The sequence below is a fragment of the Bradyrhizobium sp. SZCCHNR1093 genome (assembly GCF_032381175.1).
In the GTDB taxonomy this organism is placed as follows: Bacteria; Pseudomonadota; Alphaproteobacteria; order Rhizobiales; family Xanthobacteraceae; genus Bradyrhizobium.
The window spans coordinates 212855-234964 of sequence record NZ_JAUHJJ010000003.1 but is presented as its reverse complement, the minus strand read 5'-3'; the positions used below and the strand labels follow the sequence as shown (position 1 = coordinate 234964).

Annotated in this window: 18 protein-coding genes; 7 read left to right on the top strand and 11 right to left on the bottom strand. The window is 65.7% G+C overall.

Features of this window, described 5'->3' with window-relative positions; all coding sequences use genetic code 11:
• The first annotated feature begins 171 nt into the window (after window positions 1–171).
• The gene (locus QX070_RS12130) at window positions 172–1065 is read left to right on the top strand and encodes an SMP-30/gluconolactonase/LRE family protein (RefSeq protein ID WP_315737285.1); all 894 of its coding nucleotides are present in this window, start codon (window positions 172–174) and stop codon (window positions 1063–1065) included.
• Window positions 1066–1565: 500 nt separating this feature from the next.
• On the opposite strand, the gene QX070_RS12125 is transcribed toward QX070_RS12130, so the two are convergent.
• From QX070_RS12125 to QX070_RS12110, 4 genes are all read right to left on the bottom strand, one after another.
• The gene (locus tag QX070_RS12125) at window positions 1566–1946 is read right to left on the bottom strand and encodes a hypothetical protein (protein ID WP_315714907.1); all 381 of its coding nucleotides are present in this window, start codon (window positions 1944–1946) and stop codon (window positions 1566–1568) included.
• A 99-nt stretch (window positions 1947–2045) separates the two neighbouring features.
• Complete coding sequence (locus QX070_RS12120; protein ID WP_315737284.1) at window positions 2046–2924, bottom strand: transglutaminase family protein; 879 nt, start codon at window positions 2922–2924, stop codon at window positions 2046–2048.
• Window positions 2921–5455 (bottom strand): circularly permuted type 2 ATP-grasp protein, encoded by a 2535-nt coding sequence (locus tag QX070_RS12115; protein ID WP_315737283.1) that lies wholly within the window; start codon window positions 5453–5455, stop codon window positions 2921–2923. Before QX070_RS12115 ends, QX070_RS12120 begins: the two co-directional genes overlap by 4 nt.
• A 30-nt stretch (window positions 5456–5485) precedes the next feature.
• Entirely contained in the window at window positions 5486–8800 is a 3315-nt protein-coding gene (locus tag QX070_RS12110) for a transglutaminase family protein (protein WP_315737282.1), read from the bottom strand.
• Between the two features lie 434 nt (window positions 8801–9234).
• Between QX070_RS12110 and QX070_RS12105 the strand changes: the two genes are divergently transcribed.
• Complete coding sequence (locus QX070_RS12105) at window positions 9235–9432, top strand: hypothetical protein (protein ID WP_008964013.1); 198 nt, start codon at window positions 9235–9237, stop codon at window positions 9430–9432.
• A 209-nt stretch (window positions 9433–9641) separates the two neighbouring features.
• Here QX070_RS12105 and QX070_RS12100 read toward each other — a convergent pair whose 3' ends face one another.
• The 4 genes from QX070_RS12100 to hpaR form a co-directional block, all read right to left on the bottom strand.
• Window positions 9642–11165 carry an altronate dehydratase family protein gene (locus tag QX070_RS12100; RefSeq protein ID WP_315737281.1) on the bottom strand — a complete coding sequence of 508 codons (1524 nt, stop codon included), beginning with the start codon at window positions 11163–11165 and terminating at the stop codon, window positions 9642–9644.
• Window positions 11166–11276: 111 nt separating this feature from the next.
• Window positions 11277–12056 carry an HpcH/HpaI aldolase family protein gene (locus QX070_RS12095; RefSeq protein WP_315737280.1) on the bottom strand — a complete coding sequence of 260 codons (780 nt, stop codon included), beginning with the start codon at window positions 12054–12056 and terminating at the stop codon, window positions 11277–11279.
• 132 nt (window positions 12057–12188) lie between these two features.
• A complete protein-coding gene (locus QX070_RS12090; protein ID WP_315737279.1) occupies window positions 12189–13274 on the bottom strand; it encodes a malate/lactate/ureidoglycolate dehydrogenase in 1086 nt (361 codons plus the stop codon).
• 158 nt (window positions 13275–13432) lie between these two features.
• Window positions 13433–13888 (bottom strand): homoprotocatechuate degradation operon regulator HpaR, encoded by a 456-nt coding sequence (gene hpaR, locus QX070_RS12085; protein WP_409998890.1) that lies wholly within the window; start codon window positions 13886–13888, stop codon window positions 13433–13435.
• Between the two features lie 177 nt (window positions 13889–14065).
• On the opposite strand from hpaR, the gene hpaH reads away from it, so the two are divergent.
• Genes hpaH through QX070_RS12060 form a run of 5 tightly spaced genes read left to right on the top strand, consistent with a single transcriptional unit; the run spans window position 14066 to window position 19360 of the window.
• Window positions 14066–14872 carry a 2-oxo-hept-4-ene-1,7-dioate hydratase gene (gene hpaH, locus QX070_RS12080; RefSeq protein ID WP_315737277.1) on the top strand — a complete coding sequence of 269 codons (807 nt, stop codon included), beginning with the start codon at window positions 14066–14068 and terminating at the stop codon, window positions 14870–14872.
• A 24-nt stretch (window positions 14873–14896) separates the two neighbouring features.
• Complete coding sequence (locus QX070_RS12075; protein ID WP_315737276.1) at window positions 14897–15295, top strand: 5-carboxymethyl-2-hydroxymuconate Delta-isomerase; 399 nt, start codon at window positions 14897–14899, stop codon at window positions 15293–15295.
• A complete protein-coding gene (hpaE, locus tag QX070_RS12070; protein ID WP_315737275.1) occupies window positions 15288–16826 on the top strand; it encodes a 5-carboxymethyl-2-hydroxymuconate semialdehyde dehydrogenase in 1539 nt (512 codons plus the stop codon). Before QX070_RS12075 ends, hpaE begins: the two co-directional genes overlap by 8 nt.
• Before the next feature lie 12 nt (window positions 16827–16838).
• Window positions 16839–17711, top strand: a complete 873-nt coding sequence (locus QX070_RS12065) for a fumarylacetoacetate hydrolase family protein (protein WP_315737274.1) — start codon at window positions 16839–16841, stop codon at window positions 17709–17711.
• Window positions 17712–17734: 23 nt separating this feature from the next.
• A complete protein-coding gene (locus QX070_RS12060; protein WP_315737273.1) occupies window positions 17735–19360 on the top strand; it encodes a thiamine pyrophosphate-dependent enzyme in 1626 nt (541 codons plus the stop codon).
• Between the two features lie 15 nt (window positions 19361–19375).
• Here the strand turns inward: QX070_RS12060 and QX070_RS12055 are convergent, their stop codons facing one another.
• The 3 genes from QX070_RS12055 to QX070_RS12045 form a co-directional block, all read right to left on the bottom strand.
• Window positions 19376–20611, bottom strand: a complete 1236-nt coding sequence (locus QX070_RS12055; RefSeq protein ID WP_315737272.1) for an MFS transporter — start codon at window positions 20609–20611, stop codon at window positions 19376–19378.
• 74 nt (window positions 20612–20685) lie between these two features.
• Complete coding sequence (gene alkB / locus QX070_RS12050; protein ID WP_315737271.1) at window positions 20686–21339, bottom strand: DNA oxidative demethylase AlkB; 654 nt, start codon at window positions 21337–21339, stop codon at window positions 20686–20688.
• 5 nt (window positions 21340–21344) lie between these two features.
• The gene (locus QX070_RS12045) at window positions 21345–22013 is read right to left on the bottom strand and encodes a 2OG-Fe(II) oxygenase (protein WP_409998889.1); all 669 of its coding nucleotides are present in this window, start codon (window positions 22011–22013) and stop codon (window positions 21345–21347) included.
• Window positions 22014–22110 lie beyond the last annotated feature (97 nt).

The window sequence follows — 22110 nt, the reverse complement described above, 5'->3', positions numbered from 1 at the left end:
GGCGCAGTGTGCTCCCCTCCCCCTTGCGGGGAGGGGTCGGGGGTGGGGGTAGTCGCGAGCACCGCTGCCCGCGATGGTGGGTACGGCGCGCCGCACACGGTGTTGGCGCGGAAGCAGCGTCGCATCGCGCCCTTGCCCACCCTACGCATCCCGCGTTTGGCGGAACTCGCAATGCTCGTCCTTGCGACCGTCCCTGCTCTGGCCGCCCCAAAACTGTTCGAGAGCACGCAGCTCACACCGTCAGGCGAATACACCTTCGGCATCGAAGGCCCCGCCGTCGACCGCGACGGCAATCTGTTCGTGGTCAATATCAGCAAACCCGGCACGATCGGCAGGCTGGCGCCGGAAGCGACGGCCTCGGAGAAATTCACCGAGCTGCCCGACGGCAGCATCGGCAATGCGATCCGCATCGACGCTGCCGGCGTCATGTTCGTCGCCGACTACAAGAAGCACAACATCTTCGCCATCGCGCCCGGCACCACCGAGCCCCGCCTCGTCTTCCATGGCGACGACATGAGCCAGCCCAACGACGTCACGCTGTCACGCGACGGCACCATCTATGCGAGCGATCCCAACTGGAAGGCGCGCAGCGGCCGCGTCTGGCGCATTGCGAAGGGCGCTGATGGCGTGATGCAGGGCGCGGCGATGATCGCGCCACGCGCCATGGGCACCGCCAACGGCATCGATCTCAGCCCCGACGGCCGCACACTCTATGTCGGCGAATCCAACAGCGGCGAGATCTGGTCCTATGCGATCGACGGCGACGCGCTGACACGGCCGAAGCTGATCAAGACCTTCGAGCCGAACACGATCGACGGACTGCGCACCGACGCCAGCGGCCGGCTGCTGGTCGCGCGCATCCTCAAGGGCAGCATCGCCATGCTGGCGCCGGATGGGCGCATGATCAGGGAGATCGCGCTGAAAGCCAAGGAGCCGACCAACCTCGCCTTCGGCGGCACCGACGGCAAGACCGTGTATGTGACCCAGCGCCAGGGCGGCTTCATCGAGTCGTTTCGGACTGATGTCGAGGGACGAGAGCATTGTTTGCAGATGCGGAAGTGCTGAGCTTCTCTGCTGGTGCCGGATTCAGCATACCGCTCGCTGTCTGAACGACAACTAATCGATCGCGCATATCCGCCATGCCCGAATTGCCCGTCGTGCCAGTTTGTCGCACGCATGTCGCGAGAACGCTGCCTCATACTCCGTGTCATGCCCGCGCAGGCGGGCATCCAGTACGCCGCGGCGTCTCGATTCATCACCCCTGCTGGGGAATACTGGATCGTCTGCTTTCGCGGACAATGATAGCGGAAAGTATCCCGCCGCAGCGCGAATGGTGGAGAGACCGTGCAACAAACTCGCCGTCGTCCCAGGCAAGCCCGGGACTCATACTCCGCAGCAGGAGTGACGTGCGAGATGCTGCTAACAGCGTGCCGCCCATCACTCAGTTGGGGTTATGGATCCCGGCGTTCGCCGGGACGACAGTGATTGTGAGGCCGGCACCTTTCATCTCACCCGCAAACCAAGGCCCCCGCGTGCGCGAGGGCCTTGGTAGCAATGGCGATCGCTTATCGCCCGTACACGACCGGCGCGCGGCGCACGATCAGCGGCGGCGGCAGGTCGCGCTCCCAGACGCGGCCGTCGTCGAACTGAATGCGCATGCCGTCGGGCGAATACACCGCGCTTTCGTCGCGCGCATCGATCCACAGCCGGCTATTGGGAGCATTCCAGTCCGGCCAAGCCTGGAGGGACTCGCCGGTCTCGGTGGTCAGGTTCACGGCATCGCCGTTCTGCGTCACGAAGGCCGGCGCGCCGATCATGCCGTCGCGGCACATCTGGATGCAGCGGTAGGTGCCGGTGAGGTTCGCACTCGGCTGGGCCGAGGCGCTGCCGGCGACGCAGGCGCCGACGAGGCCAATGACGATTGCAACGCGTTTCATGTCGATCACTCCATCGCTCGAAAAGGTCAGCCAGCCCCCATTCGGGCCCCTCGGGCGGATCAAGTGCGATGCGGGAAAAATGTTCCGGCCGTTCCCGGTGAGGGAACCCTACTCGACCATCACCACATCGACGGCGACGCCGAGCTTCTGCTTGCGCGAACCGACGATGATGCCATCGACCGGCGAGACGTCGGAGAAGTCGCGGCCCATGCCGAGGATGATGTGATCATTGCCGACCAGGAGATCATTGGTCGGATCGAAGCCGATCCAGCCCAGCTCCTCGCCACCCCACAGCGACACCCAGGCATGGGTGGCGTCGGCGCCCTGCAGCGGCGGCTGGCCCTCGGGCGGGATGGTGCGCAGATAGCCGCTGACATAGGCCGCGGGCAGACCGAGACCGCGCAGGCCGGCGATCATGATATGAGCAAAATCCTGGCAGACGCCGTGGCGATTGTCGAACACCTCGCGCAACGGGGTCGAGATCACGGTCGCCTTCGGATCGTATCTGAACTCCTTGCGGATGCGCCGCATGAGGTCGGCCGCGCCGGCAACGATGCCGGTGCCGGCGCGAAAGCTTGCCGCGGCATAGTCCGTCACCGGCTCCAGCACCGGCACCAGCGCGCTGGCGAAGACGTAGCCGATCGGCGACGACGGGCCGAGGCTCGTCGCCTCGAAGGCGGCATCGCGCACGTCCTCCCAGGCCGCGCTCGGCGCATCGCGCTCCGGCGGTGTGCGCGACAGCTTTACCCGCGAGCGCGAGTCGATGCGCAGATGGCGGTGCTGAGTGTCGATCACGATGCTCTCGGTCAGCGTGCCGAAGAAATCACGCCGCGCCGTCCGCTCCGAGGGACGCGGGCGAATGTCGACGCTGTGCGAGATCAACTCCTGGCCGTCGCCGCTGAGCGGCTCCAGGCGCAGCGAGCAGCGCGCAAAGCTGACGGCGCTCTCATACTCATAGGTCGTGACATGCCGGATGTCGTAGATCACGCGAGGCCCGTCAGCTTTTCCGGCCGCGTCGCGTTCGGACCGTGCGGGAAATAGTGCTGGCCAATCGCCTCCGCCAGATTGAGCAGGTCCTGCTCCAGTGCAAACAGCGTGCGGCCGTCGAGATGGGCCGCCTCCGCTGCGGTCAGCCGCGCGCCCAGCGAGATCGCGAGGCGTTGCGGCCGCTCGATCAGCCCGTTCTCCTTCAGGACCGGCAGGCTCGCAATGTGCTCGTTCAGCAGCTCGACCTGGAACGCGACCGAGCGCGGGTTATAGAGATCGAGCACGACGAGATCGCGGATCGGCGCCAGCGCCGGGCCGATCAGATAGCGCGAGCGATAGGTGATCTGACAATCGACCAGGGTGAGCAGGACGTCGAGATCCTCGGGCGTCGCCTCGTCATAGCCGAACTGCCGCGCGAACCGCGCGGTGTTGATGGCGCGCTCGGCGCGGCGACCCATGTCGAGGAAGCGCCAGCCGGCGGCGCGGTTCATGTTCTCCTGGGCAAGGCCGGCGAAGCTCGCGAGCCGGTCGAGCGTGAGCTCGGCGATGCTGACGACGGCGTCCTCATCCTCGGCCTCCTGCGCCAGCCGATTCGGCATCTCGGTGATGACCTGCCAGGCGTCGGGCGAGAGGCGCTCGCGCAGCGAGGTCGCGGTGCGCTGCGCCGATTTGAGCAGCGACAGCGCCGAGCCGAACTGCGCCTCGGCCTGCAGGGCTTCGGCAGCCACCTGGAATCCCTTGCTGCGCGAGGTCTGCTCAACAGCGCCCCACGCCAGCAACAGCCGCTGGATGCGCTCGGAGGTGTTGAGCTGCGCCGGCGATCCCTTGCCGGGATCACGATGCTGGGCTGCGAGCGCCCGGATCAGCCGCACGGTGGCCTCGGCGCGCTCCAGATAGCGTCCGAGCCAGAACAGATTGTCGGCGGCGCGGCTCGGCAGCACGCCGGCGATGCGGCGTATCCGCACGTTGTCGGAGCCCGGCAGCAAGGTGCGCGCCGCCACCGCCTTGTCGGCGACTACCCAGACGTCGGCGGCGCGCGCACCGTCGCCCATCGACACGGCGCGCGCATCGAGCTTGTCGGCGATGCGGCAGAAGCCGCCGGGCATCACGGTCCAGCCGTCGGGCGTGGCGGCCGCGAACACCCGCAGCACGAACGGCCGCGGCGCGATCCGGCCGTCCTGCCACACCGGCGTGGTCGACAGCCGCACTACCTCCTGGCCGACATAATCGATGCCGCGCAGGCTGATGGCAGCGCGCAGCCGCTCGCGCTCGGCGGCCGACAGCTCACCAGCGAGCACCGGACCGCTGCTGGCAAAGCCCGGCACGGCGCGGCCATAGGCGCCTTCGATCGCGAACTCCTCGAGCCGCGACAGCACCTCGTCGCGTGCGGACTTCTGGCCGCACCACCAGGTCGCGATGTGCGGGATCTTGAGATCCTCACCGAGCACGCGCCGCGCAAGGCTCGGCAGGAAGCCAAGCAGCGCGCGCGCCTCCAGCACGCCGGAGCCCGGCATGTTGGCGATCACCACACCGCCCTTGCGCACGACGTCCATCAGGCCGGCGACGCCGAGTCGCGAGGCCGCGTCGAGCTCGAGCGGATCGAGCGAGTTGGAATCGAGCCGCCGCAGCAGCACGTCGACGCGCTTCAGGCCGGCGACGGTGCGGATGTGCACGCGGTCGCCGCTGACGGCGAGATCGTCGCCCTCGACCAGCAGGAAGCCGAGATAGCGCGCCAGCGTCGCGTGCTCGAAATAGGTCTCGCTGAACATGCCCGGCGTGAGCACGCCGATGCGCGGCTCGTCACGATCGGCGCTGGCGCGCAGCGCATCGCGGAACGCTTCGAAGAACGGCGCGAGACGCTCGACGTTCATGGACTTGTAGATCGAGGAGAAGGCGCGCGACAGCACCAGCCGATTTTCCAGCGCATAGCCCATGCCGGACGGCGCCTGGGTGCGGTCGTTGAGCACCCACCAGCCGCCGTCGGGCCCACGGCCGATATCGGCGGCGTAGATGCTGAGGAAGCGGCCGCCGGGCGGTTTGACGCCGCAGACCGGGCGCAGATATTCGCTGGACCCGGCGACGGCGGCTGCCGGCAGCGCGCCGCTCGCCACCAGCCGTCCCTCGCCATAGATGTCCTGCAGCACCCGCTCGAACAGCTCGGCGCGCTGGACGATGCCCTGGGACAATTGCGCCCATTCGGACTCGTCGATCAGCAGCGGCAGATGGCTCAGCGGCCACAACCGCTCGGCGTTATCGCCCGGCGAGCGATAGGTGACGCCGGCTTCGCGCAGATGGCGATCGGCGGAGGCGAAGCGGCGCTCGATGTCGCTCGGCGCGAGTGCGGCGAAGGTCTCGGCAAAGCGGGTCCAGACCGGCCGCGGACGGCCGTCGGCCCCGATGAACTCATCGGGGATGCCGGGGAGCCGGGCATAGTCGCGCGCCCAATGCTCGGCGCGGCGCAGCGGAGAACGTGCCGCCGGCCGACCGGCGGCGGGGCTCGCTCCCTGGTCCTGGCCGCTCGAGCCGTCCATACCCTGGTCCTCCGCACAAACTCCGTTTCATCAATGCAGGAGCGGCCTGCGCAAGTCGAGGGTCATCGGGAATTCATTTGTGCGTTCTTCCGGCGGCAGCGCGATTCGTCCGGGAGTGTGGCCGTGATCCTGGAAGCGGGCGAGCCGCCGCGCCTCCGCCTCGTAGGAGTTGATCGGCTTGGTGTCGTAGTTGCGGCCGCCGGGATGGACGACGTGATAGACGCAGCCGCCGAGCGAACGGCCATTCCAGGTGTCGATCAGGTCGAAGGTCAGCGGCGCATGCACCGGAATCGTCGGGTGCAGACCGGAGGCCGGCTGCCACGCCTTGAAACGAACCGCCGCCACCGCCTCCGCCGAACGCCCCGTCAAGGTCATCGGCATTCTCCTACCATTGCAGGTCACGAGGTGGCGGCCTTCGATGAAACCTTCGGCTTTCACTTGAAGTCGTTCGACCGAGGAATCGACATAGCGCACCGTGCCACCGGCCGCGCCTTCCTCGCCCAGCACATGCCAGGGCTCCAGCGCCTGCCGCAGCTCCAAGGTCACGCCGCCATGCTGCACGCGGCCGAAGGTCGGAAAACGGAACTCGAGCTGCGCCTGGTACCATTCCGGCGAGAAATCGTAGCCGGACGACCTCAGCTCATCCAGGACATCAAGAAAGTCGTCCCATATGAAGTGAGGCAGCATGAAGCGGTCGTGCAGCGCCGTGCCCCAGCGCACGAACTTGCCGTCCTGCGGCTCGCGCCACAATTTGGCGATCAGCGCACGGATGAGAAGCTGCTGCGCCAGCGACATGCGCGGATCGGGCGGCATTTCCAGCGCACGGAACTCCACGAGTCCGAGGCGGCCCGTCGGTCCCTCCGGCGAGTAGAGCTTGTCGATGCAGATCTCCGAGCGATGAGTATTGCCGGTGATGTCGACCAGCAGATGCCTGAACAGCCGGTCGACCAGCCACAGCGGCACGCTCTGCCCGATCCGTGGCACATTGGCGAGCGCGATCTCCAGCTCATAGAGACTGTCGTGGCGCGCCTCGTCGATGCGCGGAGCCTGGCTGGTCGGCCCGATGAACATGCCGGAGAACAAATAAGACAGCGACGGATGCCGTTGCCAATACAGGACGAGGCTCTTCAGCAGATCGGGGCGGCGCAGGAACGGCGAATCCGGCGGCGAGCTGCCACCGACCACGACGTGATTGCCGCCGCCGGTGCCGGTGTGGCGGCCGTCGATCAGGAAGCGATTGGCGCCGAGCCGCACCTTTGCAGCATCCTCATAAAGTCCGAAGGTGATGTCGACCGATTGCCGCCAGCTCGCGGCCGGCTGGATGTTGACCTCAATGACGCCCGGATCGGGCGTCACCTTGATCACCTCGATGCGCGGATCGAACGGCGGTGCATAGCCCTCCACGTGAACCTTGATCTGCATCACCTCCGCCGTCGCTTCGACCGTTGCGACCAGCTCCAGGTAGTCCTCGATGGTTTCGACCGGCGGCATGAACACGCAGAGAATGCCATCGCGGATCTCGACCGACATCGCCGTGCGGACGCCGAGCCCGCCCCAGTACTGATACTGAACGTCCTGCTGCGGCTTCGGCGCGCGGTCGAGCTTCGGCAGCGGCGGCACCTGTGGCACGATCACCGGCCGCCCCTGCGTGAACATCGGCAGCGGCCCGCGCTCCTCCATCGGGTCCTGCTCGTGGATATACGGGAAATCTTCCGGCGGAATGTAGGCCAGCGAGCCGATCGGCAACCGCAGGCCGAGCGGCGAGTCGCCGGGAATCAGGAACAGGCGCTTGCGCCGCAGGCCCCAGCGCTCGCTGCGCCAGCGCCTGGGCTGTGCATTCCAGCGCTGGATCGGCAGCACGAAGCCGCGCGGGATGTGCAGGCCTTCGTCGAACACCCGCGCCATGCGCGCGCGCTCTTCGGGATCGGCGAGCTTGGAGTCGAGTGCGTCGACGTTCTCGGGCAGGGCGGCTTCCTTCTGCAGCCAATGCACGGGATCCTCGAACGCGGGCAGCACGTAGTCGGATTCGAGCCCGAGCGTCTCGGCGGCCGTGTCGAGGAAACGCTCCGCATCCTGGATCGTCGCCTTGCGCGGACCATCGACGCTGGCGATCAGGTCCGGATTGCGCCAGATCGGCTCACCATCCTTGCGCCAATACAGTCCGAACGCCCAGCGCGGCAGGCTTTCGCCGGGATACCACTTGCCCTGGCCGTAATGCAGCAGGCCACCGGGCGCGAAGCGCGCGCGCAGACGCCGGATCAGGCTGTCGGCGAGCCCGCGCTTGGCCGGGCCGACGGCAGCCGTATTCCACTCAGCCGATTCCATGTCGTCGATCGACACGAAGGTCGGCTCGCCGCCCATCGTGAGCCGCACGTCGTTCGCGGCGAGATCGGCATCGACGGCTTCGCCGAGGCGGTCGAGCCGGTCCCACGCCTCATCCGAAAATGGCCGGGTGATCCGCGGCGCTTCGCGGATGCGCCTCACATTCATCTCGAAGTTGAAGTTGACCTCGGCAACTCCGGCGCTGCCGCTGATCGGCGCGGCCGAGTGATAGTGGGGAGTCGCAGCAACGGGGATGTGTCCCTCGCCCGCCAGCATGCCCGAGGTGACGTCGAAGCCTATCCATCCAGCACCGGGCAGATAGACCTCGGCCCAGGCATGCAGATCGGTGAAATCATTCTCGACCTCGACCGGCCCCTCGACCGGATCAATGTCGGGACGAAGCTGAATCAAATAGCCGGAGACGAAGCGGGCGGCGAGGCCGAGATGCCGCAGCGTCTGGATCAGCAGCCACGCCGAGTCGCGGCAGGAGCCGGCGGCCGACGACAGCGTCTCCTCCGGCGTTTGAACACCGGGCTCCATCCGGATGATATAACGAATCTTTTTCTGCAACTGCGCATTGAGTTCGACGAGATAGTTGACGGTGTTGTCCGCATCGCGGGGAATCGACTTCAAGTATTCCGCGAACAACGGCCCCGGCTCGATCGTCTCGAGATAGGGCGCGAGTTCCACCTTGAGACCCTCCGGATAGGCAAAGGGAAAACTGTCCGCATAAGGCTCGACGAAGAAGTCGAACGGATTGATCACGGTCATCTGCGCCGTGAAGTCGACCTCGATTTTGAGTTCGTTCACCTTCTCAGGGAAAACGTAGCGGGCCAGCCAATTGCCTTGCGGATCCTGTTGCCAGTTCACGAAATGGTTGGGCGGCGTGACCTTGAGCGAATAGCTCAGCACGGGGGTCCTGGTATGTGGTGCAGGACGCAGGCGGATGGTCTGCGGGCCCAGTTCGACCGGACGATCGTATTTGTAATGGGTGACGTGATGTAATGCGACGTAGATTGACACGAGGTTTCGGCGCTCCAGCAACTTTTTTAAGCAGAACATTGCTGTGCTTAGGGATCAAGCACTAACAAAGGGCAGAGCTGCCTATTGAACTATCCTAAGCCCGAAAGGCGGCATTTGGGTCCGCGTAGGTCGAGTTAAGCCTCCCCTGTCAGGTGCTTCAGCTGCACGCACCGGTCGCTTTTCCGGCCGCTGCGCGCCCCAATCCGGCCCGTCACGAAGAACGAGAGAAGAACAAACAACCTCTCCAGCCGCACGCGGAGAGTTGTCCACAGGAAGGCGCGCAGGCGCTCACGGAAGATTGACCAGTCCCTCAAAGCAGGGATTAACCCCGAATGATGAACTAACAAGAACTAATAGCGTTGCATTTGCCGCAATCGCTTGATAGCTCGACTACACATGCTATTTAGGACCACCATTGCCAAAAGGAGAATCAAGTGGCGAAGACAGCTAAGAAGGCAGCTACCAAGAAGTTGGCGCGGAAACCCTATACGCCCGCCGACATCAAGCTGCTGAAGCAGCACTCGAAGTCCAAGACCCCGGTTGCCAAGATCGCCAAGGCCATGAAGCGGACCGAAGGCTCGCTCCGTCAGAAGGCCCTGGCGCTCGGCATCGGCCTGGGCCACCAGCGGTAAATTGCTCTGCGCCGCTGCCACGCGAGCGTCGGCAGGGCCAGCCCATGACGGACTGCCCGCGACGGCCAGCACATGGCGGCGCGCTCACCTGTCATCTGATCTCAGTTGCGATCCAGTCTCAGCTATAGGCGATCTCAGCTGCGATCAGATGCCGGGACATCTCAGACGGCAGCCCCGATATGGGGCAGCCGAATAGCTGAGTGATCCTGCTACATCGTCGCGCCGAGCACCCAGGGTGCGAACTCGGCCCCGCCGAAATCGAAGCTCTCGCTCTTGGTCGGCTGCCCCGAGGCGGTCTTCAGCATCAATTCGAAGATGCGCTGGCCGCACTCCTGCACCGTCTCCTCGCCGTCGAGGATGGTGCCGCAATTGACGTCCATGTCGTCTTCCATCCGCCTGTACATCGGCGTGTTGGTCGCGAGCTTGATGGACGGCGCCGGCTTGCAGCCGAACACGCTGCCGCGTCCGGTCGTGAAGCAGACGAGATTGGCTCCTCCGGCCACCTGCCCCGTCGCCGCGACGGGATCGTAGCCAGGCGTGTCCATGAACACGAAGCCCTTCTTGGTGACGGCCTCGGCATAATGCAGCACATCGACCAGATTGGTGCTGCCGGCCTTGGCCATCGCGCCGAGCGACTTCTCGAGAATCGTCGTCAGGCCACCCGCCTTGTTGCCCGGGCTGGGATTGGCGTTCATCTCCGCGCCCTCGCGCGCCGTATACTCCTCCCACCAGCGCATCAGGGAGACGAGCTTCTCGCCGACGTCGCGGCTGACTGCGCGGCGCGTCAACAGATGCTCGGCGCCATAGGTCTCGGGCGTCTCCGACAGGATCACCGTGCCACCATGTCGCACCAGCAGATCGCTTGCTGCACCGAGCGCCGGATTGGCCGAGATGCCGGAATAGCCGTCGGAGCCGCCACACTGCAGCGCGACCGTCAGCTCGCTGGCCGGAACCGTCTCGCGCTTGACCCTGTTGGCGTCGGCGAGCGCTTCCTTGACGAAAGCAATGCCGGCCTCGACGGTCTTGCGGGTGCCACCGACCTCCTGGATGTCCATGGCACGCAGACGGCCGGCGAGCTTCTGCTCCTCCATCAGTCCGCCGATCTGATTGGCCTCGCAACCGAGACCGAGCACGATCACCGCAGAGAAGTTCGCGTGACGCGCGTAGCCGCCGAGGGTTCGCCGCAGCAGCTTCAGCGGCTCGTCGAGCGTCATGCCGCAGCCGGTCTTGTGCGTCAGCGCCACGACGCCATCGACGTTCGGGTAGTCGGCGAGCGGATCATCACCGGTGAAGGGATTCCGCTTGAAGACGTCGGCGACCAGGCCCGCGACATGCGCGCTGCAGTTCACCGACGTCAGAATGCCGATGTAGTTGCGGGTCGCGACCCGGCCATCGGGCCGGCGAATGCCCTCGAACGTCGCCGGAAGATCGAAATTCGGCGTCGGCTTCACGTCGACGCCATAGGCATAATCCTTGGCGAAATCGCCCATGCCGCAGTTCTGTGTATGAACGTGCTGCCCCGGCGCGATCGGCGCGGTAGCGAAGCCGATGATCTGGCCGTAGCGGCGGATGGGCTCGCCCTGCGCGATCGGACGCACCGCGACCTTATGCCCCGCCGGAATGCGGTCCACCGTGGCCACGCCATCGGCAACCGCGAGGCCGGGCGGCAGACTCGCACGCGCGATCAGGACGCTGTCCTCGGGATGAAGACGGATGACGGGGGCGGGAGCCATGGCAGTCTCTCTTCGTTTGTATCGGTAGGTCGCAAACCGGCATGCGAATAGCGAGTTGCGAATAGCGAATGAATGAATCCCCTATTCGCTACTCCCTATTCGCAATTCGCCTCAGGCCTTGCCGCCGGAGTCCTTGCGGGTCTGCGCGACTTGCTGGCGGGCATAGACCTGCATCAGGCCGACCTCGTTGGACAAGGTCACGAGCTTAAAGCCCATGTTGATGGCGCGGACCGCGCCCTCGGCGCCGCTGCAATGAATACCGGGATTGAGCCCGCGCTTGCCGCATTCCTTCACGATCTTCTCATAGATCTTGAGGATCTCCGGCTCGTCGCGATCGAGCTTCGGCACGAGACCATAGGAGAAGCCGAGATCGGAGGGACCGATATAGACGCCGTCGATGCCTTCGACATCGAGAATGGCTTCCATGTTCTCGACCGCGGTCCTGGTCTCCATCATCGGCAGCAGCACGATCTCATCATTGGCCGTCTTCTGATACTCGCCAGCGCTGCCATACATGCCGGAGCGGATCGGGCCGTTCGAGCGGACGCCCTTCGGGGGATATTTGGAATAGGAAACGAGGTCGCGCGCTTCCTGCGCTGTGTTGACCATCGGGCAGATGACGCCATAGGCACCGCCATCGAGCACCTTGCCGATGATGCCGGGCTCATTCCACGGCACGCGCACCATCGGCGTGACCGGATGGCCATGCATCGCCTGAAAGCACTGCACCATCGACAGATAGTCCTGCACCCCGTGCTGCATGTCCACGGTGACGCTGTCGAAGCCGCACTGAGCCACGACCTCCGCGGAAAAGCCCGAGGGGATCGCGAGCCAGGCATTCACCACCGTCTTGCCTTCGGCCCAGAGCTGCTTGACCTTATTGTTCGCCACGACTGCGTTTCCTTCCCTTGTTGTTCAACCGATCTGTCTCATTAGAATTCGTTTTCGCCCATGGCTCAACGCAATGCAATCCCGCTCAATTTGAGCATGGATGCTTCGCGCCACCCGCAAATCACACTGATATCACGATGTCGCCCGCTGAATGCTCGCTTCGCTGACACCCACTTCGCGTGCCGTGTTCACTATTGCCGCCCAGGTGTCATCGGGCAAGGGCACGCCATTGGCCGTACGCTCGGCCCGCATCTTGCGCTCGGGATCGCCCGGCACCAGCACCTGATCGACGCCGGAGACCGGCTTGGTCGCCCGGATGAAATCCGTGTAGCGGGTGATCTCACCATCGAAGAAGCTCGCCGGATCGACCACCTTCGGGTCGATGTAGATCGCGAGCATGCCGTTGGCAAAGCGCCGGTTTGCCGACGTCGCCCCGGTGCCGGTCAAGGCGCCGCCAAGCAGCTCGCAGATGAAGGCGAGACCGGAGCCCTTGTGCTCGCCGAAGGCGCGGATCGCTCCCGTCCCCTTGGTGTGGTCACGCGTCCCCTCGGCCTCATAGGGTCCATAGAGCACCGCCGGATCCTCGCTGAGCGTACCATCGGCATCGATCAAGGCGCCCTTGGGCAGCTTCTTGCCGCCGCGGCTCGCCACCAGGACCTTGCCCTCAGCCACGATCGAGGTCGCGAAATCGAGCACGATGGGATCCTGTCCCTGGCGTGGGATGCCGACACAATATGGCGCGGTCGAGAACCGCTTCTCGACTCCGCAATAGGGAGCCACCAGCAGCGAGCCTGCGGCCGTGACGAAATGAATGGAGACGAGTCCCTCAGCGGCGGCCATCTCCGCCCAGTCGCCGACCCGGCCGAGATGGCCGGAATTGCGCAGCGCCAACGCAGCCAAGCCGCTCTTCTTGCAACGCTCGATGCCGATCTTCACGGCCTGTGGTGTCACGGTCTGGCCGTAGCCGAACTTGCCGTCGACGACCACCAGCGACGGGGTGTCGACCACGACCTCTGCGGTCTGGTTGGGCACGATCGAACCCATCTTCTGCCAACGGATATAGACGGGCACGCGGATCACACCGTGGCTGTCATGCCCGGTCAGGTTGGCCGTCGTCAGATAGGTCGCGATCCGGCGGGCCTCCTCCGGCGAGGAATTGGCGTGCTCGAAGACGTCGGCAACGAAATCGATGAGATGCGCAACCTTGATAGTGACCATGACAACTCGCGGGTTCGATCAGCATGCGAAAACAGAGTTAGCATGGTTTGCCATGCCTGCGACGCACGCCCTCTCCGCTCGACTGCATCGCTTCTTATCAAAACGCCGAACGGCCTGCCAAGCATGAGACCGCGCCATTGCGCTTGGTCCGCGGCATATCAGCCATCGCCGTCGTCGGAGGCGTCGAGATCGCCGCCGACGCTCTGCTCCAGCTCGCCCAGCATCTTGTGCAATGCGGCAAGCTTGCGGGCCCCATACCGGCTGGCAATCGATGCATAGATCGCCTCTGAGCTCGGCGCGACCTGCGCGATCAGCTTCATGCCCTTGGCGGAAATCGACAACACGCCCCTGCGCATGTCGCGGCTATCGACTTCGCGCTGAATCAAGCCGCGCGCCTCGAGATCGCGCAGGATGCGAGAGAGGCTGGGCCCGAGCAGGAACGCGACCCGCGCCAGCTCCGTCACCTCGATCACATCGACCGCCGCCAGCGCGCGCAAGATGCGCCATTGCTGCTCGGTCAGGCCGTGCTGTCGCAGATTGGGGCGAAACTGCCGCATCACGGCCTCACGCGCCCGCAACAAGGCCATCGGCAGCGACTGCGAGAAGTCGCGCATTGGCACCTTGCGCGCTTCCTTCGCAGCCTGCCTGGCGACCTTGGCCCTGGTCTCGCTCACATCAATCTCCCGTGGGCCATCCTGAATATTTGCACTGCAGCAAACGCCGTTTCGGTTTGCCGGCTGAAACTTAACATGTTAATCATCTGCCGCCATCTCTTTTCTGAGCGATAGACCATGCCTCTTGCGAGCGACCAGATTCATAGCTGCGCCTTACGCCTGGATCAGGCCGAAAAGAGCCGCCGCCAGATCAGGCAGTTGTCGCAGGAGTTTCCCGATATCACCATCGCAGAGGCCTATGCCATCCAGGAGGCCTGGATCGGCATCAAGGTGGCCGGGGGGCGCATCATCAGGGGTCATAAGATCGGGTTGACATCGAAGGCGATGCAGAGCGCGCTGAACATCGATGAGCCGGATTCGGGCGTGCTGCTCGACGACATGTTCTTTGCCGATGGCGGGCTGGTGCCGTCCGACCGCTTCATCGCGACGCGTATCGAGGCGGAGCTTGCCTTCGTCATGAAGCATCGTCTTTCGGGACCGGACTGCACTCTGTTCGACGTGCTCAACGCGACCGATTTCGTGGTGCCGGCATTGGAGATTCTCGACACCCGGATCGAGCGGGTTGATCAGGAAACGAAGGCGACGCGCAAGATCTTCGACACGATCGCCGACAACGCCGCAAATGCCGGCATCGTGCTCGGCGGCCGGCCGCTGCGGCCGCTCGATGCCGACCTGCGCTGGATCGGCGCACTCTGTTATAAGAACGGTCAACTGGAAGAGACCGGCTTGGCCGCCGGCGTGCTGAACAACCCGGCAACGGCCGTTGCGTGGCTCGCCAACAAGATCGCGGCAAATGGATTCGCGCTGGAGCCGGGACAGGTGGTCCTTGCCGGCTCGTTCATCCGGCCGATCGAGGCGCGCAAGGGCGACACGATCCAGGCCGACTACGGCCCGTATGGGACGGTGAGCTGTTACTTCGCCTGACGCCTGCCCCGGAGCGACCGCACCATGCCGCATTTCAGCATCGAATACTCCGCCAATCTCGACGGCTTTGTCATGATGGGCAACCTTTGCGAAGTGGTCCGCAAGGCCGCCAGCGAGACCGGGATCTTTCCGATCGGCGGCATCCGCGTGCGCGCGATCCGCTGCGAGCACTACGCGATCGCCGACGGCAAGCCCGATTCCGCCTTCCTCGCGATGCTGCTGCGGCTCGGCGAAGGCCGCGACCTCGCGGCACGGCAGAAGGCCGGCGAGCACGTCTTCAAGGCACTTTCAGATTACCTCGACCCAGTCTTCGCCAGTAGCAAGTTCGCGCTGTCCTTCGACATGCAGATCAACGATGCCGCGACCAGTTGGAAGCGCAACAACATCCACGACGCCCTGAAAGCGGAGGCATCCCATGGATAAGGCCAGTCCCAAAGCCGACATCTACAAGGCCAATCTCGACCGTGCCGCTCCCCTGCTCGCGAAGCTGAAGGACGAGGGCATCGGTCACTTCATCGACGGCAAGGTGGTGCCGGCGATCTCAGGCGCGACGTTCGAGACGAAGTCTCCGATCGACGGTGCCGTGCTCGCCAAGGTCGCGCGCGGCAATGCCGAGGACATCGATCGCGCGGCGACGTCGGCCGCCCTCGCCTTCAAGTCGTGGCGCGACATGGCGCCGGCGATGCGGCGCAAGCTGCTGCATCGCGTGGCCGACGCGATCGAGGATCATGCCGACGACATCGCCGTGCTCGAATGCATCGACACCGGTCAGGCCTATCGCTTCATGGCCAAGGCCGCGATCCGCGCCGCCGAGAATTTCCGCTTCTTCGCCGACAAATGCACCGAGGCCCGCGACGGCCTGAGCACGCCGAGCGACGAGCATTGGAACATCTCGACGCGGGTGCCGATCGGGCCTGTCGGCGTGATCACGCCGTGGAACACGCCGTTCATGCTGTCGACCTGGAAGATCGCCCCGGCGCTCGCGGCGGGCTGCACGGTCGTGCACAAGCCGGCGGAATGGTCGCCGATCACGGCGCAGTGGCTGGCCAAGCTCGCCAAGGACGCCGGCATTCCCGACGGCGTCCTCAACACCGTTCATGGCTTCGGGGAGGAGGCCGGCAGGGCGCTGACCGAGCATCCCGCGATCAAGGCAATCGGCTTCGTCGGCGAGAGCTCGACGGGATCTGCGATCATGGCGCAGGGCGCACCGACCCTGAAGCGGGTGCATTTCGAGCTCGGCGGCAAGAACCCGGTGATCGTGTTCGACGATGCCGATCTCGACCGCGCGCTCGATGCCGTCGTGTTCATGATCTACTCGCTCAACGGTGAGCGCTGCACCTCATCCAGCCGCCTGCTGGTGCAGCAGAGTATCGCCGAGACCTTTACGGCCAAGCTTGCGGCGCGCGTGCGTGCGCTGAAAGTGGGTCATCCGCTCGATCCCGCCACCGAGCTCGGGCCGCTGATCCACGAGCGGCATCTCGCCAAGGTCTGCTCCTATGTCGACGTTGCACGCGAGGACGGTGCGATCATCGCCGTCGGCGGCAAGCGGTTCGACGGCCCGGGTGGCGGGCATTACGTCGAGCCGACGCTGGTGACCGGCGCGCGCCAGACCATGCGCGTGGCGCAGGAAGAAGTGTTCGGGCCGTTCCTCACCGTGATCCCGTTCCGCGACGAGGCTGACGCGATCGCGATCGCCAATGACGTGCAATACGGCCTTACCGGCTATGTCTGGACCGGCGACATGGGCCGCGCGCTGCGCGTCGCCGACGCGCTGGAAGCCGGCATGATCTGGCTGAACTCGGAGAATGTCCGCCACCTGCCAACCCCGTTCGGCGGCATGAAGGCATCGGGCATCGGCCGCGACGGCGGCGACTATTCGTTCGACTTCTACATGGAGACCAAGCACGTCTCGCTCGCGCGCGGCACCCACAAGATCCAGCGGCTCGGCGTGTAAGGAGACAAGCCCATGACCTCCCCTCGCCTCGCCACCTATGTCGCCGATGGCTCGGTCCGCTACGGACTTGCGACCGACAAGGGCCTCATCGATCTCTCCGCGCGGTTCGCCAAGGATTATCCGACCTTGCGCGAGGTGATCGCCGCGGGAGCCCTGCCCCGGCTGATCGATGCCGCAGCCGGGCTGTCGCCCGATCATGGCCTCGATGCCATCAGCTGGCAGCCGCCGGTCCCCGCGCCCGAGAAGATCATCTGCATCGGCGTCAACTATCCCGATCGCAACGCCGAGTACAAGGACGGCCAGGACGCGCCGAAATATCCGTCGATGTTCATGCGCACGCCGCGCTCCTTCGTCGGCCATGACACGCCGCTGGTGCGCCCGCGCGCCTCGCCGCAGCTCGACTATGAGGGCGAGCTGGTCCTCGTAATCGGCAAGGCCGGACGGCACATTCCGGAGAGCGAGGCGCTGGATCACATCGCCGCGCTCACGCTGTGCAACGAGGGCACGATCCGCGACTGGGTGCGGCATGCGAAATTCAACGTCACGCAAGGCAAGAACTTCGATTCGACGGGCAGCCTCGGCCCCTGGATCGTGCCCTACACGGATGAGCGCCAGATCGCCGACATCAGGCTGACCACGCACGTCAATGGCGAATTGCGCCAGGACGACCGCACGTCGCGGCTGATCTTCGGCTTCCGCTACCTCATCAACTACATCTCGACCTTCACCACGCTTGTCCCCGGTGACGTGATCGTGACGGGCACGCCCACCGGCGCCGGTGCACGGTTCGATCCGCCGCGCTATCTGAAGCCCGGCGACGTCATCGAGATCGAAGCCGAGGGCGTCGGCACCTTGCGCAACGGCGTCGTCGACGAAGCCCTGTAGAAGTTCAGAAACGGAATGTCAGCATGACCACCATGACCGGCGGCGAAGCCATCGTCAGCGGGCTCGTCGCCCACGGCGTCGACACCGTGTTCGGCCTGCCCGGCGCGCAGGTCTACGGCCTGTTCGACGCCTTCCACCAGGCGCAGCTCAAGGTCGTCGGCGCCCGCCACGAGCAGGCCTGCGGCTACATGGCGTTCGGCTATGCGCGCGCCAGCGGCAAGCCCGGCGTGTTCAGCGTCGTACCGGGTCCCGGCGTGCTGAATGCTGGTGCTGCGCTGCTCACCGCCTTCGGCTGCAATGAGCCGGTGCTGTGCCTCACGGGCCAGGTGCCGACCGACTATCTCGGCCGTGGCCGCGGCCATCTGCACGAGATGCCAGACCAGCTCGCGACCTTGCGCACCTTCGTCAAATGGGCCGAGCGCATCGAATATCCCGACAGCGCGCCGACGCTCGTGTCGCGCGCCTTTCAAGAGATGATGTCCGGGCGGCGCGGCCCCGCGGCGCTGGAAATGCCCTGGGACGTGTTCACGCAGAAGGCTGAGACGGCCGCCGCAAAGCCGCTGGCTCCGTTCGCGCCGCCGCAGCCCGATCCCGACCGCATCGCCAAGGCCGCCGCGCTGATCACGGCTGCGAAGACGCCGATGATCTTCGTCGGTGCCGGCGCGATCGAGGCGCGCGAGGAAATCCGTGAGCTCGCCGAGATGATCGACGCGCCGGTGGTCGCCTTCCGCTCCGGGCGCGGCATCGTCTCCAATGCGCACGAGCTCGGGCTCACCATGGCCGCGGCCTACAAGTTGTGGCCGACCACGGATCTGATGATCGGCATCGGCACCCGCATGGAGCTGCCGACTACGTTCCGCTGGCCGTTCAAGCCGGATGGCCTGAAGTCGATCCGCATCGACATCGATCCCGCCGAGATGCGGCGCCTGATCGTCGATGCCGGCATCGTCGCCGACGCCAAGGCGGGCACGGCCGCGCTCGCGGCCGCCGTCAGCAAAGCGGGCTATCGCAAGACAACAGGCCGTCGCGCGTCCATCCGCGACGCCAGCGCTGCGACCTTGCAGGAGATCCAGCAGGTGCAACCGCAGATGGCCTATCTGAACGTGCTGCGCGAGGTGCTGCCGAAAGACGCCATCGTCACCGACGAGCTGTCACAAGTCGGCTTCGCCTCCTGGTACGGCTTTCCGGTCTACGAGCCGCGCACCTTCATCACCTCGGGCTATCAGGGCACGCTCGGCGCCGGCTTTCCGACCGCGCTCGGCGCCAAGGTCGCGCATCCCGACAGGCCTGTCGTCGCGATCACCGGCGACGGCGGTTTCATGTTCGCCGTGCAGGAATTGGCGACCGCCGTGCAATACAACATCGGCGTCGTCACCCTGGTGTTCAACAACAATGCCTATGGCAATGTCCGGCGCGACCAGCGCGAGCGCTTCGACGGCCGCGTCGTCGCCTCCGACCTCGTCAATCCGGATTTCGTCAGGCTCGCCGAATCCTTCGGCGTCGCCGCCAGCAAGGTCACCTCACCCGACCAGTTCAAGTCGGCGCTGGAGACCGCGCTCGCCCATGGCGGGCCGTATCTGATCGATATCGAGGTGCCTCGCGACAGCGAGGTCTCGCCCTGGGCTTTCATCCATCCGCCGAAGCCCTGAGGGCACTGATCGAGCTTACGGCGGGGACGCGCGGCGTCCCTGCAATCCGGCCGCGGCCATCGCCAGCAGGCCGGCCCCGGCCACGAGCCAGCACGCGACCGGCGCCCACTGCACCAGCGGCGCATAGTCGGGCAGCTTCTGCAGGCCGCCGGCAACGGCGGCGATGCGCGCGAACGTCGCCAGCGCGAGCGCCGAGAACACGAGGCCGGTCACCTTGCCTTCGGCGCCGGTCGATCCGATCGCAAGCGCCGCCGAGATCGCGCTCATCATCATGCAGCCCCAGGCCGCACCGGCGATGAACTGCGCCACGATCAGCACGTTCAGCGCGCCCGCGAGCTCGGCAATGACGATGGCGAGTGCGCCCAGCAGGCCCGCGATGCCCATCACGATCAGCCCGCCGCGATGCTTCACCACGACGCTGGCCGGAAACAGCACGAGGTTGAAGCCGATCCAGAATACCGGCATCAGCCAGGGCAGGTCCTCCGGCTTGGCAAAGCGCAGATAGAACGCCGAGCTGTTGATGCTGAAATGCAGCTGGTAGCCGAGCGCGAGGATCACCATGGCGCCAATGAACAGTAGCGGCAATCCCCGCAGCGGCTTGGGCTCGGGCTTGGATTCGGGCTTGGCCGGCGCTTGCGCGGCCGGACCGGCATCCTGCGGGATGCGCGCGAGACCGAGCGCGGTCAGCAGCAGCACCGCCGATGAGATGACGAACGGCAATCGCGGATCGTAGTCGCGCAGGATCACGCCGAGATATGGCGACACGGCGCCGGCCACGCCATAGCCGAGCATGACCAGCGCTGCCAGGAACGGAATGGCCGGCCGGGCCGCATGGCGCCCGAGCAGGGTCAAGGGCGGCGCGCGCAACACCGAGGAGGTCAGCGCCCAGATCGCGATCAGTCCGATGAAGACCGCTGGACCCGCCGACGCCGCCACGAAAGGCAGCGCGACAAAGGCGGCGCAGGATACCGCAGCCAGCAGGCCGACGAAGAGACCGAACCGCGCGGCGACGCGCCCGATGCGATCGGCCGCGATCCCCATGGCCGTATCCGAGAGCGTGAAGATCGCCTGGTCCAGCATCAGGATCATAACGACGGCCGAGGGCGCGATGCCGGCCTGGGCCGCGAGCTTCGGCAGATAGATCACATAGGTCGTCCACAGCAGCGTGAACACCAGCTGCAGCAGCGCAAGGTGAAGTCCTATTCGCGTCGCCGCCGGCGCTCGCTCCTCCGCAAGTTCGACAGTGCTCATGGCCCCTCTCCCGGGGGCAGCATAGAGCCAAGGATGCCCGTTGCAAAACGAGGAAGGTCACAGACCGGCCAGGACTACCGCGCTCGGCGGAAGGTCAGGTTGATGCGCCGGCGGCCGAGCCGAGCATGCTCACCGTCGGCGAGCGGCGCAACGCCGTGAAATGCGAGCCGCGCCGGCCCGCCCCAGACGACGACGTCGCCGTGGACCAGCCGATAGCGTTGCGTCCTGTCGGTGCGTTTGAGCCCGCCGAACAGAAAGGTCGCGGGCAGCCCGAGCGACACCGAGACGATCGGCGCGCCGATGTCACGCTCATCGCGGTCCTGATGCAGCGACATCCTGGCGCCCGGCTCATAGCGGTTGATCAGGCAGGCATCGGGCGCAAAGCCTGCGAAGCCGGCCTCGCTTGCGGCTTGCTCGGCAAGTTGATGAAACAGCGGAGGCATCGCCGGCCATGGCTGGCCGCTGTCCGGATCAACAGCATCATAGCGGTAGCCGCTGCGATCCGTGACCCAGCCACACGCGCCGCAACTCGTCATCGCGACCGACATCTGATGGCCGCCCGGGGTCACCATGCGGCGGAACGGCGCCTGCGCCGCGATCGTCTCGATCGCGGTGATCAGCTCTGCCTCCTGCGGCCGCGCGAAGCCGCGCAGCAGCACCGCGCCGGGCGCGAGCTGCTCGCGGGCCGGTCCTGCCGCCGCGAGTCCATCGAACAGATCCGCCGTCATGCGCCTCACTTCGCATCGTGAAAGATCACGCCCAGCGTATGGCGCCGGCCGGCGCGCAGCCGGCTGACACCATGGCGCATGTTGACTCGGTAGCTGTCGCGCGTGCCCTGCACCGGACGATTGTGGACCGCGAACACCACGGCATCGCCTTGCCTGAGAGGCACGACCTCGGCCCGCGACTGCATGCGCGGCCGCTGCTCGGTCAGCACGAACTCGCCGCCCTCGAAATCACGCCCCGGCTCGGACAACAGGATCGCGACCTGCAGCGGAAACACGTGCTCGCCATAGAGGTCCTGGTGCAGGCAATTGTAGTCGCCCTCGACATATTGCAGCAGCAGCGGCGTCGGCCTGGTCTGGCCGGCCTGGTGGCAGCGCGCGAGAAAATCGTCGTGCTCGGCGGGATATCGCACATCGATCCCCATCGTCGCGTTCCATCGATTGGCGATCGCGACCAGATGCGCATAGAGCTGCGGCCGCAGCCGAGCGATCGGATCCGGCAGCGGATAGCTGAAATATCTGTACTCGCCGCGCCCGAAGCCATGCCGCGCCATCACCACGCGGCTGCGAAAGCGACTGTCGTCCGGATAGAGCGCCGCCAACGCGCGGCAGTCGTCGGGCGAGAGCAACTGCGTCAACACGGCGCAGCCGCGCGCATCGAGGTCGCGTTCCACCATCGCCCAGTCGACCGCGTTGGGGCGCGGCGTGGGTTCGGGCGACGATGGAGTCATCTTGCGTGCCTTGATCATGCAAGCAATGTGGCCATCAGGCTGG